12 protein-coding genes and 1 tRNA gene are annotated in these 17,335 nt (G+C 67.3%); 5 read left to right on the top strand and 8 right to left on the bottom strand.

What is annotated here, in order from left to right:
• Positions 1-36: 36 nt before the first annotated feature.
• The 8 genes from selD to fdnG all read right to left on the bottom strand — a co-directional run bounded on the left by selD (position 37) and on the right by fdnG (position 10,784).
• The gene (gene selD, locus ACM0PK_RS04305; RefSeq protein ID WP_414607407.1) at positions 37-1,116 is read right to left on the bottom strand and encodes a selenide, water dikinase SelD; all 1,080 of its coding nucleotides are present in this window, start codon (positions 1,114-1,116) and stop codon (positions 37-39) included.
• Positions 1,117-1,142: 26 nt separating this feature from the next.
• A tRNA-Sec gene (locus ACM0PK_RS04300) sits at positions 1,143-1,238 on the bottom strand.
• A 24-nt stretch (positions 1,239-1,262) separates the two neighbouring features.
• Entirely contained in the window at positions 1,263-3,194 is a 1,932-nt protein-coding gene (gene selB / locus ACM0PK_RS04295) for a selenocysteine-specific translation elongation factor (protein ID WP_414607406.1), read from the bottom strand.
• Positions 3,191-4,615 (bottom strand): L-seryl-tRNA(Sec) selenium transferase, encoded by a 1,425-nt coding sequence (gene selA, locus ACM0PK_RS04290; protein WP_414607405.1) that lies wholly within the window; start codon positions 4,613-4,615, stop codon positions 3,191-3,193. Before selA ends, selB begins: the two co-directional genes overlap by 4 nt.
• A 3-nt stretch (positions 4,616-4,618) precedes the next feature.
• Positions 4,619-5,602 carry a formate dehydrogenase accessory protein FdhE gene (gene fdhE, locus ACM0PK_RS04285; RefSeq protein ID WP_088497265.1) on the bottom strand — a complete coding sequence of 328 codons (984 nt, stop codon included), beginning with the start codon at positions 5,600-5,602 and terminating at the stop codon, positions 4,619-4,621.
• A 541-nt stretch (positions 5,603-6,143) separates the two neighbouring features.
• Positions 6,144-6,791, bottom strand: a complete 648-nt coding sequence (locus ACM0PK_RS04280) for a formate dehydrogenase subunit gamma (RefSeq protein ID WP_049396154.1) — start codon at positions 6,789-6,791, stop codon at positions 6,144-6,146.
• The gene (gene fdxH, locus ACM0PK_RS04275; RefSeq protein WP_012481154.1) at positions 6,788-7,705 is read right to left on the bottom strand and encodes a formate dehydrogenase subunit beta; all 918 of its coding nucleotides are present in this window, start codon (positions 7,703-7,705) and stop codon (positions 6,788-6,790) included. The genes ACM0PK_RS04280 and fdxH overlap by 4 nt, the downstream gene beginning before the upstream one ends.
• A gap of 10 nt (positions 7,706-7,715) precedes the next feature.
• Positions 7,716-10,784, bottom strand: coding sequence for a formate dehydrogenase-N subunit alpha (gene fdnG / locus ACM0PK_RS04270; protein WP_146257839.1), 3,069 nt, complete (start codon positions 10,782-10,784; stop codon positions 7,716-7,718).
• Between the two features lie 290 nt (positions 10,785-11,074).
• Here fdnG and gmk point away from each other — a divergent pair, with 290 nt between their 5' ends.
• The 5 genes from gmk (at position 11,075) to recG (ending at position 17,105) form a co-directional block, all read left to right on the top strand.
• Complete coding sequence (gene gmk / locus ACM0PK_RS04265) at positions 11,075-11,740, top strand: guanylate kinase (protein WP_005410878.1); 666 nt, start codon at positions 11,075-11,077, stop codon at positions 11,738-11,740.
• Positions 11,741-11,850: 110 nt separating this feature from the next.
• Positions 11,851-12,150, top strand: a complete 300-nt coding sequence (gene rpoZ / locus ACM0PK_RS04260; protein ID WP_005410877.1) for a DNA-directed RNA polymerase subunit omega — start codon at positions 11,851-11,853, stop codon at positions 12,148-12,150.
• Between the two features lie 106 nt (positions 12,151-12,256).
• Positions 12,257-14,419, top strand: coding sequence for a RelA/SpoT family protein (locus tag ACM0PK_RS04255; protein WP_414607404.1), 2,163 nt, complete (start codon positions 12,257-12,259; stop codon positions 14,417-14,419).
• Positions 14,420-14,599: 180 nt separating this feature from the next.
• Positions 14,600-14,986, top strand: coding sequence for a RidA family protein (locus ACM0PK_RS04250; protein ID WP_005418954.1), 387 nt, complete (start codon positions 14,600-14,602; stop codon positions 14,984-14,986).
• 7 nt (positions 14,987-14,993) lie between these two features.
• Positions 14,994-17,105: an ATP-dependent DNA helicase RecG gene (gene recG, locus ACM0PK_RS04245; RefSeq protein WP_414607403.1), complete on the top strand. Its 2,112-nt coding sequence runs from the start codon at positions 14,994-14,996 to the stop codon at positions 17,103-17,105.
• Positions 17,106-17,335: the final 230 nt, after the last annotated feature.

Below are 17,335 nucleotides of genomic sequence, written 5' to 3'. Positions count from 1 at the left end.
AGGGGCGCCTTCGGGCGCCCTTGCCGTTCCAGCGCCTCAGCGGACGCTGACGCCCGGCGTTCCCTCGCCCAACCGTCCCACCACAGCCGCCTGGCCGAACCCAGCGTCGTGGAAGCAGGCCAGCACCGCGTCCACTGCCTCCGGGGCACACGACACCAGCAGGCCGCCGCTGGTCTGCGGATCGGTCAGCAGCGGTTGCCAGTGGGCTGGCAACCCATCGGCGAAGCGCACCTCGGCGCCATAGGAGGCCCAGTTGCGATTGGAGGCGCGGGTCAAGCAGCCGCGCTGCAGCAGGTCCAGGGCCTGCGGCAGCAGCGGGATCTGCGCGCTGTCCACTTCGGCGGCAACGCCACTGGCCCGGCACACCTCCAGCAGGTGACCGAGCAGGCCGAAACCGGTGATGTCGGTCATCGCGTGCACACCGTCCTGCGCGGCCAGCGGCACGCCCACGGTATTCAGGCGGGTGGTCGACGCGATCATCTGCTGGTAGCCGTCGGCGTCCAGCACTTCTTTCTTCAGTGCTGACGAATACACGCCCACGCCCAACGGCTTGCCCAGCACCAGCACGTCACCGGCGCGGGCATCAGCATTGCGCCTGAGACGCTGCGGGTCGAGCACGCCGATCGCGGCCAGGCCGTAGATGGGTTCCACCGAATCGATGCTGTGGCCACCAGCCACCACGATGCCGGCATCAGCGCAGGCGCGTTCGCCGCCCTGCAGGATGCCGCGGATGGTGTCCTGCGGCAGCGTGTTGATCGGCATGCCGACGATGGCCAGTGCGAACAATGGTCGTGCGCCCATCGCGTACAGGTCCGACAGCGCGTTGGTGGCGGCGATGCGGCCGAAGTCGAACGGGTCGTCCACAATCGGCATGAAGAAATCGGTGGTGGCGACGATTGCCTGGCGATCATCGAGGCGGTACACCGCGGCGTCGTCGCTGGTCTCGCGGCCGACCAGCAGTTCGGCCGGTGCCGGAAGCGCTGGCACGCCCCGCAGCAGTTCGGACAGCACGCCCGGCGCGATCTTGCAGCCGCAGCCGCCGCCGTGTGCCAGCGAAGTCAGTCGTTGCGGGGCATCGGCCGTTGAAGGGGCGGGGGACTGCGCGTGCGTGGCCATGCCGACATCTCCTGCGGAAACACCAATGGCGGAAGGCAGCAGGAGTCGAACCTACCAGGGAACGATCGACGCCCCCTACTGGGTTTGAAGCCCAGCCGCATGCCCGGATGCGCATGCCTTCCGAAAGTACGGCGGCACCGGTGGGCTCATTCGCGGGCTGCGTTCCACTGCAGGTCGCCGCGCGGCCGATGCTGGTCACCGACGCGTCGAGTGTAGCCAACGCGGTTGAAGAACTCCAAGATCTGGATGCTGCGCTTGCGGCCCAGGCCGATGGCATCGCGGAAGGTGGCCGCATCCACCGTGCCGGTGGCCTGCGACAGCTGCGCGACGATCGCGGCCAGCTCGGCAATGCGGGCCGGTGCATAGAACAGGTCCGGCACTACCTGGAACAGTTCGCCACGCGCGGTGGCGCGGCGCAGGACGGCGCGGACCTCGTCTTCGGCCAGACCGGCGTCGGTGGCCAGCGTGCGCACCCACGGTGGATCGAAGCGACCGGCGTGCAGTTGCGGCAGCACGCGTTCGAGCAGAAGTCGCTCGCGTTCCGGCGGCGCATGGTCATGGCCGGGCAGGCGCCACCAAGCGCCCACGCGCTGCACGCTGCCGTCGTCCAGCAGGCCCTGCAGCAGAGCATTCCACAGGCTCGCTGCAAGCGCGGGCAGCGTACTGCGCTGCAGGCGCCCGCTATCAACACCGGGTTCATCCGGACGTCGCTCGTGCCAGCTGCGCAGCGACGTGATCACCTGTTCGCGAAGCGCCTGCCAGTGCGAAGCAAGGATGACCACCGTGTCTTCGCGGGTGACGATGCGCCGTGTGTCTGCAGGCAGATCGATCCGGTCGGCCGCGCGCCGGCAGTAGCGTTGCAGGGCGGCCATGGCTATGCCGAAGGAAGCCTGCTGCAACAGCGGACCGATTCCAGCACCTGTGGCCAGCTGCTCCAGTGCGCCCAGCCAGGCGAGCCGTGCCGGGCTGCGCCGGCGCCGCTGTGGTGGGTCCGGATCGAGCACGATGCCACCACCCAGCGTGCGGATGGCCGCTGAATCACGGGCGATGAATCGATCACCGCACATCGCGCAGACCGGTGCATCGAACACCAGTTGCACCAACTGTCCGTCGCCATGATCGACATCCTCCAGCAGCACCACATGGGCCTGCCGGTGCATCGTGCCCCAGTGGATGTGCAGCGGCGCCCAGTCGTGCAACGGTGTGGCCAGTGCGGAAAGCCGCAGGCGCACGTCGACGCGACGGGTCGCCAGCAGGGCGCGCGGGTCGGCGATCCAGTCGCCACGGTGGAGGTCGTCGCGGGCGATGGCAGCCAGGTTCAACGCGCAGCGCAGCCCGGCAATGGCGTGTTCGCTGGCCTGGTTCTGCGCGTGGATGCTGCGTACGCGCACGTCAGTGGCGGCCGGCATCAGCTGCAGATGCTCACCCACGGCAGCGATGCCGCCGTGCACTGCGCCGGTCACCAGCGTGCCGTGGCCGGCCAGCGAGAACACGCGGTCCACCGGCATGCGGAACAGCTCGCCGCGCAGTTCGGCCTGGCGCTTGTTGGCGTCGTCCGACGCCCACGCGTGCAGCTGGGTACGCAGCGCGTTGATGCCAGCATCGTCGGGTACGGTGCTGTTGCAGGCGAATACGGGGGAATCCTGCAGCGGCGTTCCGGCCAGCAGCGCGGCGATCTCGATCTCGACCCGGGCGATGCGCGCGGCGTCCACGCGGTCGATCTTGGTCAGGGCGACTGCACCGCGATCCACGCCCAGCAACTGCAGGATCGCCAGGTGCTCGCGGGTCTGCGGCATCACACCGTCGTCGGCGGCGATCACCAGCAGGGCGACATCGATGCCGGTGGCGCCGGCCACCATCGTATGCACGAAGCGTTCATGGCCCGGCACATCGACGAAACCCAGCGTCGCCTCGGCATTCCCTCCGCCTGTGTTCTCCACCGGGACATAGGCATAGCCCAGCTCGATGGAGATGCCGCGCGTGCGTTCTTCCTGCAGGCGATCGGTTTCGATGCCAGTCAGCGCGCGCACCAGGCTGGTCTTGCCATGGTCGATATGCCCGGCGGTGCCGACGATCATGCCTGCAGCGTGCTCCATTGCGCGAGGAAGGTGGCTTCGTCGGTGGGTTCCAGGCAGCGCAGGTCCAGCCAAAGCGCGTCATCGGCAATGCGGCCCAGCACCGGCCGCGGCAGCTGGCGCAAGCGCTTGGCCAAGCGATCCAGCCCGCCGCGGCGCGCGCTGGTAACGCGCAGTCCGGCGCTGGCCAGCTGCGCCTGTGGCTGCGCGCCGCTGCCGATCTGGCTGTACATCGAAGCCCGTTCAAACGCATAGTCGGCGGCCAGCGACGCGCGCATCGGCTGCAGCAGGCGTTGTGCCTGCTCGTCGATGGCATCCCGCAGGCGCGAAAGGCTGCGCAGGGTCGGCAGCCGCAGTGCCAGCAGTTCCGGTTCGCGGTACAGGGCCAGCACGGCTTCCAGTGCGGCCAGGCCCATCTTGTCCATGCGCAGCGCCCGCTTGAGCGGGTTGCGGTTGATCCGCGCGATCAGGTCGGCGCGGCCGGCGATGATCCCGGCCTGGGGGCCGCCCAGCAGTTTGTCGCCACTGAACGAAACCAGATCGGCGCCGGCCGCCAGTGCTTCCTGCACGGTGGGCTCGTGCGGCAGGCCGAAGGCCGCCAGGTCGTACAGGCTGCCACTGCCCAGGTCCACCACCAGCGGCAGGCCGTGCTCGTGCGCGATCGCAGCCATTGCCGCAGTGTCGACCTTGGCGGTGAAACCGGTGATCGCGTAGTTGCTGGCATGCACTTCCATCAGCAACGCGGTACGGGCGCCGATGGCATGGGCGAAGTCGGCCGGGTGGGTACGGTTGGTGGTGCCCACTTCCAGCAGTCGCGCGCCGGCGCTGCGCATCACATCGGGAATGCGGAAGGCGCCGCCGATCTCCACCAGTTCGCCGCGCGAGACGACCACCTCGCGGCGGTTGGCCAGGCTGTTGAGCAGCAGCAGGACCGCCGCCGCATTGTTGTTGACCACGGTGGCGGCTTCGGCGCCCGTCAGTTCGCAGACCAGCGCCTGCACCCGTGCATCGCGGTCGCCGCGGCGGCCGCGGGTGATGTCGAATTCCAGATCGACCGGCGCTGTCATTGCGCGGGTGACCGCCTGCACGGCGGCATCGGGCAACAGCGCGCGGCCCAGGTTGGTGTGCAGCACGGTGCCGGTCAGGTTGAACATCGGCTTCAGGTCCAGCCGTGCATCGGCCGCCAGTGCGGCGTCGAGCGCCGCGACCAGCGACGGGCCGTTGATGGCCTGTTCGAGGCGTTCGGCCGAGAGCTGCGCGGCGCTGATACGGTCGCGTAGTTCCTGCAGGTGTGCGCGCAGTAGTTGGGTGATGCGGCTGCGGCCGTGGCATTCGATCATGGCCGACAACGCAGGCAGGCGCAGCAGCCGGTCCAGCGAAGGCAGGGCGGCGGCCGATGCCGGTGTGGCGTGCGTGCGTGGCATCGGTCAGTCGCCGTCGGATTGCCACAGCAGCGGGTTCTGGCTGGCGCGCGCATAGCCTTCCTCGGCCAGCAGCAGGTCCAGCGCCAGCGTGCCGAGGTCATCGGCCACCGGCTCCAGTGACGGATCTTTCTCCAGGTACAGGATCTTGCGATAGCTGTGGCAGTGGTCGCAGGTCTCGGCGCGCACCGCACTCTCGCGCACCGCCTCGCCGCGGTCACCGTCCACATCGGCCAGGGCGCGATAGGCAATGTCCTTGCCTGCGGCGCCGCACTGGCTGCACTGCACGCGCACGTAATGCCACTGGCAGGCACACAGCGAGCACGACAGGTAGCGATAGGCGGCGTAGGGCGGGCGCGCCTGCACCACGCTGGCCACCGGCAGCGTGCCACAGAGCGGGCACAGCCCTGGTGCATCGGCCAGCGGCTTCAGGTCGGTCGGATGGAAGCTGGCGGCGAGCACCGCCCAGTACACCTGCAGCGCGTTCATCACCAGCAGCGCAGCGACGGCGTCGACCGAGGGCGCGTCATCGCGTTCCAGCACCGCATGCGCCTGTGCATCCAGCCACGCATCATCAGCAGCCGCGACGCGTTGCAGCTCCTGCCGGGTTTCCACCGGTAGGCCCGTTTCGTCGGCACAGTGCTGGCACAGCGTGCGCAGCCAGTCGCGCCAGCGCCCATCCAGTTGCAGCGAGTTGGCCGGCCGCAATGGCATGCCGGCGCCGGCCGCCGCGCTCGACTGCTGTGCACGCGCCTGTGCCTGCAGGTCCTCGCGTTGCTGCGGTGTCAGATCCTCCAGCAGCGCCTGCTGTGCATCGGCCAGCGCCGCCAGCAGCTGCAGGTAGCCGCCGATGGCACTGTGCGCAGCGAGGCTGCGCAGGCGTGCCGCGCGCGTAGCAAACAGTGACTCGGTATCAGGCAGGATGATGCGCGGCACATCGCGCGAGGCGAGCGTCTCGATCTCACCAGGTTCAAGGATGCGTTGCGCCATGCAGGGCCAGCCAGAAGAACCAGGCTCCATCCTCGCTGTTGTCGGCGCTGGCGTCCAGCGTGTTGCCGGCCATTTGAAAGGTTGGGGTCAGATCCGTTTTCCAAAGGAAAACGGATCTGACCCCATCGGTTGTTGAAAGTGGATCCCGAGCGTTGGTCGGGATTCGATCAGTGCCGACCAACGGTCGGCACCCACCGACAGATCGCGGCCAACTGTCGAAGGCGGGGTGGGGTCGGTTGCGGGGGCGTGAGCCGCATGGGCCCGAGGCATGCCTCGGGCGGGTTGGGCAGGACGCCCAACCCCGGTCTTGCCGTGTGCGCGGGACAGCGCACACGAGCAAGCGGCGACCGAGCTACATGGGTGAGGGCGCTTTGCTTGCGAAGCACTGCTTCGCAAGCGCCCGAACGCACAGCCGCCAGCGGCTGGGCCGGGCCCTGGAGGGGTACTTGCAGCGTCCCCCGCAACCGGGCCCACCCCGCCACCCCTCAGAAGGCCCGCTCTTGACGTTGATCCGGCAGATGCAGGGCCGCAGGCCCTGCCGCTACCCCTCTTCCCGACGTCCGCGCAGGATGTCCCGGAACCACTGCCGGTGATGCTTGTACGCCCACCCATAGGTCACCTTGCCCTGGGTCATCGCCCGCACCGACCCCTTGATCCAGATCGCCGCATAGATGTGCACCACGATCGCGCAGATCAGCACCCAGCCGAACAGCGCATGGGCCAGCACCGAGAAGCGGATCACCCCGATCGGGAAGAAGTGGCTGAAATACTGCCGCCAGATCACGAAGCCGGTCAGCAGCAGCGCCGACAGGCAGCCGATGATGGCCCAGAACAGCAGCTTCTGGCCCGCATTGAAACGGCCCACCGGCGGCAGCTTCTCATCCTCGTTGCGCAGTACATCGCGCATGCCGCGCATCCATGCGCGATCGTCGGCGGTCGGCAGATTGTCGCGCCACATGCGGAACGCCAGCAGCGCAAAGCCCACCACCATGGCCAGCCCGATGAACGGATGCAGGATGCGCGTCCAGGGGCCGCCACCGAACAGCTGGGTCAACGGGAACAGGGCAGGGTGGAACAGCGCCAGCCCGGACAGCGCGGTCAGCACGAAGCAGATCGCCACGATCCAGTGGTTGATTCGGGTCGGCGCGCGGTAGCGGATGATCTGGCGCGGGTGCGGGGCGTACTTCATGGCCGCTGCTCCTCTTCGATCTTCTTCGCCTCGTGCTCGGCTTCCTCTTCTTCCTCGTCATTGACCGTGTTGCGGCCGATGCCGATGTAATGCAGGAAGCCGGCGAAGGCGGTGGCGGCGATCGCCAGCACGCCCAGCGGCTTGGCCACGCCCTTCCAGACCTCCACCATCGGGCTGATGCGTGGGTCCTTGGGCAGATCGGCGTACAGCTCGGGCTTGTCCACATGCTGCAGCACGTACATCACGTGGGTGCCGCCGACGCCCTGCGGATCGTACAGGCCAGCATTCTCGTAGCCGCGCGATTTCAGGTCTTCCACGCGTCCGGCCGCGTGCTCGGTCATCGCCTGCTTGCTGCCGAAGGTGATCGCGCCGGTCGGGCAGGTCTTCACGCAGGCCGGTTCCTGGCCCACCGCCACCCGGTCCGAACACAGCGTGCACTTGTAGGCCTTGTGGTCCTTCTTGGAGATGCGCGGCACGTCGAACGGACAACCGGTCACGCAGTAGCCGCAGCCGATGCAGTTCTCTTCCTGGAAGTCGACGATGCCGTTGGCGTACTGGATGATGGCACCGGGCGACGGGCAGGCCTTCAGGCAGCCCGGATCGCTGCAGTGCATGCAGCCTTCCTTGCGGATCAGCCACTCCAGCTTGCCCTTCTCGTCCTCGTACTCGCGGAATTTCATCACCGTCCACGACTGTTCGCTCAGGTCGGGTGGGTTGTCGTAGCTGCCAACGCAGCTACCGACCTCGTCGCGCAGATCGTTCCACTCCATGCAGGCGACCTGGCAGGCCTTGCAGCCGATGCACTTGCTCACATCGATCAGCTTGGCGACCTGGCCGGTGTGCGCACCACGCGCCTCCGGCGAGGGCGTGGTGGTGGCCGAGCGGCGGATGATGTCCAGCGATTGCAGTGACATGGCGTGTCTCCTACACCTTCTCGACCTTGACCAGGATGCACTTCGATTCGGGCGTCTGCGAGTTGCCGTCACCGATGGCGTTGGTCAGCGTATTGGCGATGTAGCCGGGCTTGGCCGCACCGAGGAAACCCCAGTGGATCGGCACGCCCACCTGGTGCACGGTCCGGCCATCGATCTGCAGGGCCTTGATGCGCTTGGTCACCATGGCGACCGCTTCGATGTGGCCGCGCTTGGAACTGACCCGCACCCGGCTGCCGTTGTTGATGCCCAGCTCGTCGGCCAACGCCGCGCCGATCTCGACGAACTGCTCGGGCTGGATGATGGCGTTGAGCTTGCCGTGCTTGGTCCAGAAGTGGAAATGCTCGGTCAGGCGGTAGGTGGTGGCCACATGCGGGAACTCGTCCGGCGAACCGATCTGTGCACGATCGCTGGCGAATACGCGTGCCGCCGGGTTGTTCAGCGTCAGTGCCTGGCCGGGGCTGAGCGGGTTGCTGCGCAGCGGGGTATCGAACGGTTCGTAGTGCTCCGGGAACGGGCCTTCGGCCATGCCGGCCTTGGCGAAGAAGCGGGCGATGCCTTCCGGGTTCATGATGAACGGGCCCATGCCACCGGCAGGATCTTCGTCGGCCTTGAAGTCCGGCACGTCCACGTTGCCCCAGTTCTTCCCGTTCCAGGCCAGCAGCGTGCGGCGCGGATCGAACGGTTGGCCGGCCACGTCGCACGAGGCGCGGTTGTACATCACGCGGCGGTTGGCCGGCCACGCCCAGGCCCAGCCCAGCGTGTTGCCGATGCCGGTGGGGTCGCTGTTGTCACGCCGCGCCATCATGTTGCCGGTCGGGCCCCAGGCACCGATGTAGATCCAGCAGCCGCAGGCGGTGCTGCCGTCGTCGCGCAGGTCGCCGAATGCGGCCAGCTGCTCGCCGGCCTTGCGCACCAGCCTGGTCGGGTCCTTCGGATCGAACACGTCGGCCAGCGCCTTGCCGTTGTATTCCATCGCCAGTTCTTCGGGCGTGGGTACCTCAGGGTTGGCGTAGTTCCAGGCCAGGTCGCGCACCGGCTCCCACCACGCACCGCCGTCCTTCTCGTACAACGCTTTGATGCGATGGAACAGCTCGGACATGATCTCGATGTCGCTGCGTGCTTCGCCCGGTGGGTTGGCCCCCTTCCAGTGCCACTGCAGCCAGCGCGAGGAATTCACCACCGCGCCGTTCTCCTCGGCAAAGGAGGTGGTCGGCAGACGGAATACTTCGGTCTGGATCGTGCTCGGGTCGACGTCGTTCAACGCACCGTGGTTCTGCCAGAAGGCGATGGTCTCGGTTTCCAGCGGGTCCATGCTGACCATGAACTTCAGCTTGGAGAACGCACTGATCAGCTTGCCCTTGTTCGGCGCCGAGGCCAGGGGGTTGAAGCCCTGGCAGATGTAGCCATGGATCTTGCCCTCGTTCATCAGCTCGTACGCCTGCAGCATGTCGTACGGCTTGTCCAGCTTGGGCAGGTAATCAAAGCACCAGTTGTTGTCGGCGGTGGCGGCGTCGCCCCACCACGACTTCATCAGGCTGACGTGGAACTTCGGGTAGTTCTGCCAGAACGACATCTGGTTGGCGCGCAGCGGCTTCTGCGTGCGCTTGGCGATGTAGGCGTTGTAGTCCTGCTCATCCTGTTTCGGCAGCGTCAGGTAGCCGGGCAGCAGGTCGGACATCAGGCCGATGTCGGTCAGGCCCTGGATGTTGGAATGCCCGCGCAGCGCGTTCATGCCACCACCGGCCACGCCGATGTTGCCCAGCAGCAGCTGCACCATGGTGCCGGCACGCACGTTCTGCGCGCCGATCGAGTGCTGCGTCCAGCCCAGTGCGTACAGGATGGTCATCGCCTTGTCCTTGCCGGCGGTGGACGCGATCATGTCCCACACCTGGCGGATGCTGTCGGCCGGCGTGCCGCAGATGCGCTCGACCATCTCCACGGTGTAACGCGCGTAGTGTTGTTTCAGCAGGTTGTAGACGCAGCGCGGATCCTTCAGCGTCGGGTCGCTGCGCACGAATCCATCGTCACCGTAGGCGTAGTCCCAGCTGGAACGGTCGTAGCTGCGCTTTTCTTCGTTGTAGCCCGAATACAGGCCGTCCTTGAAGGCGAACTCGTCCTTCACCAGGAACGTCATGTCGGTGTAGTTCAGCACGTACTCGTGCTGGATGCGGTCCTCGGTCAGCAGGTAGTTGATCAGGCCGCCCAGGAACACGATGTCGGTACCGGTGCGGATCGGCGCGTACACATCGGCAACCGCGGCCGAGCGGTTGAAGCGCGGATCGACCACGATCAGCCGGGCCTTGTTGTGGGCCTTGGCCTCGGTCACCCATTTGAACCCGCACGGATGCGCCTCGGCGGCGTTGCCACCCATGATCAGGATCAGGTCGGCATTCTTGATGTCGACCCAGTGATTCGTCATCGCACCACGGCCTAGCGTCGGGGCAAGACCTGCCACCGTCGGGCCGTGTCAGACACGTGCCTGGTTGTCGAATGCCAGCATGCCGAGGGAGCGGACGACCTTGTGGGTCAGCACCGCGGTTTCATTGCTGGTGGCCGAGGCCGCCAGCATGCCAGTGGTCAGCCAGCGGTTGACCGTCTGCCCGGCTTCGTTCTTCTGCACGAAGTTGGCATCGCGGTCTTCCTTCATCAGCCGCGCGATGCGATCCAGCGCATCGTCCCAGCTCAGCCGCTTCCACTCGTTCGAGCCCGGTGCCCGGTACTCGGGGTAGAGCAGGCGCGACTTGCTGTGGATGATGTCGGCCAGGCCGGCACCCTTCGGGCACAGCGTGCCGCGGTTGACCGGATGGTCCGGGTCGCCCTCGATGTGGAAAATGCTCGGCTCGGCGTTCTTGGCGCCATCGCCGAGGCTGTACATCAGGATGCCGCAGGCCACCGAACAGTAGGTACAGGTGTTGCGGGTCTCGGTCGCGCGGGTCAGCTTGTATTGCCTGACCTCCGCGAGCGCGATGCCGGGCGCGAAGCCCATCAGTGCCAGGCTGGAGCCGACCAGGGTTGTCCCGGTCACTTTCAGGAACTGGCGGCGGCTCATCGATGGCATGCCGTTCTCCTGGGATGGCGGGGAGGCGCAGGCCTCCGGGCTGTCGTTGGGTACGGGCCGGTTATAGCACAGGCCCCCGGACGCCCATGTGGCACAAGGCGCGGCGCCTGCCGGACGGGCCCGGAAAGGGCCTGCTCTGGTAAAGTTGCGTGCCCGCCCCCTGGGGAAGCGTCTGCCGGGCCTGGTTCCAGGATGTTCCGCGCAGCCCCCGCCGTCCTGGCGCGATCCTCCGCGCCGGATCTGGAACACCGAGGAAAAATTTTGCGAAATCAACCAATTGGGTTCCGCGCATGAGCGCCCCGTCGAAGCCGTCGGACGCCGTTGCGCGCGGCACGCTGTACATCGTGGCCGCCCCGTCCGGCGCCGGCAAGAGCAGCATCGTCAATGCCACCCTGGCCCGTGACCCGCAGATCGCCCTGTCGATCTCCTTCACCTCGCGCGCGATGCGCCCCGGTGAGGTGAACGGCCAGCATTACCACTTCGTCAGTGCCGAGAAGTTCGAGCAGATGATCGCCGCCGGCGACTTCTTCGAGCACGCCTGGGTGCACGGCGACTGGAAGGGCACGGCCCGGCAGTCGGTGGAGCCGCAGCTGGCCGCCGGCCAGGATGTGCTGCTGGAGATCGACTGGCAGGGCGCGCAGCAGGTGCGCCAGCTGGTGCCGGGCACGGTCACCGTGTTCATCCTGCCGCCGTCCAAGCAGGCCTTGCAGGACCGCATGCGCAAGCGCGGCCAGGACAGCGAGGCGGTCATCGCCCAGCGCCTGGGCGCGGCCCGTGATGAAATGCTGCACTTCAACGAGTTCGACTACGTCATCGTCAACGAGGTGTTCGACACTGCCGTGGACGAGCTGTGCGCCATCTTCACTGCCAGCCGCCTGCGCCGGGAGGCCCAGAAGGTCCGCCACGCCGGCCTGATCCAGGCGCTGCTGACCCCCGATCCGGGTGCAACTGACTGATTCCAAAAGAATCGGGTAGGGGTTGGCTTGATTTTGTCCAGCCCCTGCCAGTACACTCCGTCCCCTTTCCCTCATTCGACTGAGCGGCCGACCGGTCGCCGGGAGCCCGTATGGCCCGCATCACCGTAGAAGATTGCCTGGAAGTCGTTAACAACCGTTTCGAACTGGTCATGATGGCTTCCAAGCGTGCCCGTCAGCTCGCCAACGGCGTGCAGGCCACGCTGGACAACAGCGAGACCGAGGACAAGCCGACCGTGCTGGCGCTGCGCGAAATCGCCGCCCGCAAGATCGACAACGCCCTGATCGACGAAGTCGAGAAGGCCGAGCGTGAGCGCGCCGAGCGCGAAGCGCTGGAGTGGGCTGCCGCCGAAGTGGTCGCCGACGAAGACATGTCCAAGAACGACGATTGATCGCATCGATCAACGTAATCGTTGGATACACCGAACAGCCCGCCCCGTGCGGGCTGTTTCGCATTCAGGATTTGCCGTAAACGTCGCGCTGGAATAGGCTTCGGGCATGAACCCAGGCCCCACTGCCAAGGTCGCCGCAGCCCCCACTGCCGCCGTACCCGACTACGTCCTCCAGCTCGAACGCGCCGCCCATTACCTGCCGCCGGAACAGCTGCCGCTGTTGCGCCGTGCCTGGGAAGTCGGGGCCTCCGCGCACGCTGGGCAGACGCGGAAGTCGGGCGAGCCCTATATCACCCATCCGGTGGCCGTGGCCCAGGTGCTGGCCGAACTCGGCCTGGACGTAGAAGCGCTGATCGCCGCGATCCTGCACGACACCATCGAAGACACCCCGCTGACCCGCGAGGCGCTGGCCGCCGAGTTCGGCGAAGCCGTGGCCGAACTGGTCGACGGTGTCACCAAGCTGGACAAGCTGAAGTTCCGTGACCGCCAGGAGGCGGCCGCCGAGAGCTTCCGCAAGATGCTGCTGGCGATGTCGCGCGACCTGCGCGTGATCATGATCAAGCTGGCCGACCGCCTGCACAACATGCGCACGCTGGGCGCGCAGAGCCGCGAAGCGCGTGGCCGCATCGCCCGCGAGACGCTGGAGATCTACGCGCCCATCGCCCAGCGCCTGGGCATGAGCCTGGTCAAGAGCGAGCTGCAGAACCTGGGGTTCAAGGCGCTCTACCCATGGCGCCACGCCATCATCGAAAAACACATCCGCAGCCAGCCGGTGGTGCGCCGCGAAGCGATGGCGCAGGTGGAAGTGCAGCTGTCGCAGCGCCTGGCCAAGGAGGGCATCGAGCATCGGCTGATCAGCCGCATCAAGACCCCGTGGAGCATCTACAACAAGATGCGCGACGAGAACAAATCCTTCGACCAGGTGATGGATGTGTTCGGCTTCCGCCTGGTCGTGCGCAGTGTGCCCAGCTGCTACCACGCGCTGGGCTCGGTGCACGCCACCTTCAAGCCACTGGATGGGCGCTTCCGCGATTTCATCGCCATTCCCAAGGCCAACGGTTACCAGTCGCTGCACACCGTGCTGTTCGGGCCGTATGGCTCGCCGATCGAAGTGCAGATCCGTACCGAGGAAATGGACCTGATCGCCGAACGCGGCGTGGCCGCGCACTGGACCTACAAGTTCGGCGGCGATTCGCCCAACAGCGCACAGAGCCGTGCCCACGCGTGGATCGTCGAGCTGATCGACTCGCAGCGCGCCGCCGGTTCCTCGCTGGAATTCCTCGACAACGTCAAGGTCGACCTGTTCCCGGACGAGGTCTACCTGTTCACCCCGAAGGGCAAGATCCTGGCCCTGCCGCGCAACTCCACCGCGCTCGATTTCGCCTACGCCGTGCATACCGACGTGGGCAACATGGCGGTGGCTTCGCGCGTGGACAAGAAACTGGTGCCGCTGCGCACCAAGCTGGTGTCGGGCCAGTCGGTGGAGATCATCACCGCGCGCTCGGCCACGCCGAAACCGCAGTGGCTGGAATTCGTGGTGACCAGCAAGGCACGCACCGCCATCCGCCACCAGCTCAAGCACCTGGAGCACGAAGATGCCGTGCAGCTGGGCCACCGCATGCTCGACCGCGCGCTGGAAGCGATGGATTCGTCGCTGGAGCGCCTGCCGAAAGGCCGCTTGGATGCGTTCCTGGCCGAACACCGCTTCCCGCGCCTGGAAGCGCTGCTGGCCGAGGTCGCACTGGGCAACTGGATGCCGACCCAGGCCGCGCAGGCGCTGATGGCCTACGCCGAACTGCGTGGCGGCCCGCATTCGCGCCACCACTCGCAGGAGAAGATCCTGATCAACGGCAGCGAGCGCGGCGTGGTCACCTTCGCCGGCTGCTGCCAGCCGATTCCCGGCGACGAGATCATGGGCTACCACACCGCCGGCAAGGGCATCGTGGTGCACCGCATGGACTGCCCGAACCTGGCCGAGCTGCGCAAGTCGCCCGAGCGCTGGGTGCCGATTGGCTGGGACACCACCGTCTCCGGCGACTACGACACCTCGCTGGTGGTGGAAGTGGAGAACGGCACCGGCGTGCTGGCGCAGCTGGCCGCCGCCATCGCACAGAGCCATTCCAACATCGAACGCGTGGACTACCTGGACCGCGACTTCAACGCCGCCGTGCTGGCGTTCAACATCCAGGTGCGCGACCGCAACCACCTGGCCGAAGTGATGCGCCGCCTGCGCCGCCTGTCGGTCGTGCAATCGGTACGCCGCCAGTAGGTCCTGCGCGTACCGGTAGTGCCGGCCGCTGGCCGGCAACCCATGGATCCGCGACGGCATCGCGATTGCCGGCCAACGGCCGGCACTACCGAGGCGGCGCGGTAGATCCACGCCATGCGTGGATGCACCCCCAGCCGGTACAATCACCGCTCTGTTTTCCCCCAAGCACCGGAGCGACCCATGTCCCGCCAGATCATCAACACCGAAAAGGCCCCCGCCGCCATCGGCCCGTACTCGCAGGCCGTGCGCGCCGGCAACACCGTGTACTTCTCCGGCCAGATCCCGCTTGACCCGGCCACCGGCGACATCGTCGGCGCCGGTGACGTCGAAGCACAGGCCCGCCGCGCCTTCGACAACCTCAAGGCCGTGGCCGAAGCGGCGGGTGGCTCGCTGGACAAGGTCGTGCGCCTGGGCCTGTACCTGACCGACCTGGGCGAGTTCGCCAAGGTCAACGCGGTCATGCAGGACTACTTCCAGGCCCCGTACCCGGCCCGTTCCACCATCGAAGTCTCCGGCCTGCCGAAGGGCGCCAGCTTCGAGGTCGACGCGGTGATGGTCATCGACTGACCGCCACGTGGCACGCAAGGCGGCGGTCACCCCGGTCCTGTCACCGTCCGGCGAAGCATCCCTGGCGATGCTTGGCGGCGTCGGTCCGGCCGTGGCCGCCAAACTGCAGGCACGTGGCCTGGCCACCCTGCAGGATCTCTGGCTTCACCTGCCGCTGCGCTATGAAGACCGGACCCGGCTGACCCGCATCGAAGACCTGCGCAACGGCGTGCCGGCGCAGGTGGAAGGGCGGGTGGTCGCAGTCGAGCGTGGCATGCGCTACCGGCCGATGCTGAAAGTGGCGGTGGAAGACGAAGGGCAGGGCACCCTGGTGCTGCGCTTTTTCCACTTCCGCCAGCAGCAGGTCGGGCAGTTCGCGGTCGGCACCCGGCTGCGCTGCTTCGGCACGCCCAAGCCCGGCCACCTCGGCCTGGAAATCGTCCATCCCAGCTACCAGGTGCTGGGCCGCAACGACGATCCCGAACTCGGCGACCGCCTCGATCCGGTGTATCCCACCGTCGAAGGGGTCGGCCCGATGACCATGCGCAAATTGATCGGCCAGGCGCTGGACCGCCTGCCCGAGGAAAGCACGCTGGAACTGCTGCCCAACGGTTGGCTCGATGGCCTGGGCCTGCCGCCGCTGCGCAGCGCGCTGCTGACCGTGCACCGGCCACCGCCGGATGCCGATCTGGCCGCGTTGGCGGCTGGTACCCACCCGGCGCAGCGTCGCCTGGCGATGGAAGAACTGCTGGCCCATCACCTCAGCCTGCGTCGCCAGCGTATTGCATTGCAGGCGCACCATGCGCCGCCGCTGGCCGGCCCCGGAAAACTGGCCAAGGCGCTGCTGAAGCAGTTGCCGTTCGCGCTGACCGGCGCGCAGGCACGCGTGTTCAAGCAGATCCGTGAGGACCTTGCGCGGCCCAGCCCGATGCTGCGGCTGGTGCAGGGCGACGTCGGCTCCGGCAAGACGGTGGTGGCCGCGCTGGCCGCCATGCTGGCGGTGGAGCAGGGCAAGCAGGTCGCATTGGCCGCCCCCACCGAGTTGCTGGCCGAGCAGCACCTCAACAATCTGCGTGGCTGGCTGGAACCGCTCGGCGTGCGCATCGCCTGGCTGGCCGGCAAGGTCACCGGCAAGGCGCGCGCCAAAGTGATGGAGCAGGTCGCCAACGGCGAAGCGCAGGTGGTGGTCGGAACCCACGCGCTGATGCAGGAGGCGGTGGTGTTCCAGGACCTGGCGCTGGCCATCGTCGACGAGCAGCACCGCTTCGGCGTGCACCAGCGCTTGGCGCTGCGCGACAAGGGCGCGGGCGGCAACAGCGTGCCGCACCAGCTGGTGATGACCGCCACGCCGATTCCGCGCACGCTGGCGATGTCCGAATACGCAGACCTGGATGTATCGGCCATCGACGAACTGCCACCGGGCCGCACCCCTGTGCAGACCGTGGCCTTGAACAATGACCGTCGCCCGGAACTGATCGAGCGCATTGCGCTGGCCTGCCAGGAAGGGCGGCAGGTGTACTGGGTGTGCACGCTCATCGAGGAAAGCGAAGAACTGGATGCCACCCCGGCGCAGGCCACCTATGAATCACTGCAAGCGCTGCTGCCGGGCGTTCGCGTGGGGCTGGTGCATGGCCGCCTGAAGGCTGCTGAAAAGCTGGCGACGATGGTGGCGTTCAAGGCCGGCGAGATCGACCTGCTGGTGGCGACCACGGTCATCGAAGTCGGTGTGGACGTGCCGAATGCTTCGTTGATGGTGATCGAGAACGCCGAGCGCCTCGGCCTGGCCCAGCTGCACCAGCTGCGTGGCCGCGTGGGCCGCGGTTCGGCGGTGTCGCGCTGCGTGCTGCTGTACCAGGCACCACTCTCGCAGATGGCGCGTGAGCGCCTGCAGACCATGCGCGAAACCAACGATGGTTTCGTCATCGCCGAGAAGGACCTGGAACTGCGCGGCCCCGGCGAACTGCTCGGGACGCGCCAGACTGGCCTGGCCGGTTTCCGCATTGCCGACCTGGCCCGCGACGCTGGCCTGCTGCCCGGCGTGCATGAATTGGCCGAGCGCCTGCTGGCCCAGCAGCCCGCGTTGGCCGATCGCGTGGTGCAGCGCTGGATCGGCACCGCTGTGCGCTACGCCTCGGCGTAGGCACCCCGGGGTCGGAGCCCTTTGCGCAGCAATGGCCTCTGACCCCATTTCCGGGACGCTCATCCACGCACGGCGTGGATCCACTGTAGAGCCGAGCCCACGCTCGGCTGCTGTGCGCGCTGCGCGCGGGAGTCGAGCATGGCTCGACTCTACAGAGAGCTCTTCCCCGCCAGCCGCGGGAAACCCGTTTTTGACGTTGCTGTCGAAGTTGCCGGCCAGCGGCCGGCACT

The organism is Stenotrophomonas sp. FR010 (genome assembly GCF_047520755.2).
In the GTDB taxonomy this organism is placed as follows: domain Bacteria; phylum Pseudomonadota; class Gammaproteobacteria; order Xanthomonadales; family Xanthomonadaceae; genus Stenotrophomonas; species Stenotrophomonas sepilia.
This window is presented reverse-complemented; position numbering and strand designations above follow the sequence as displayed.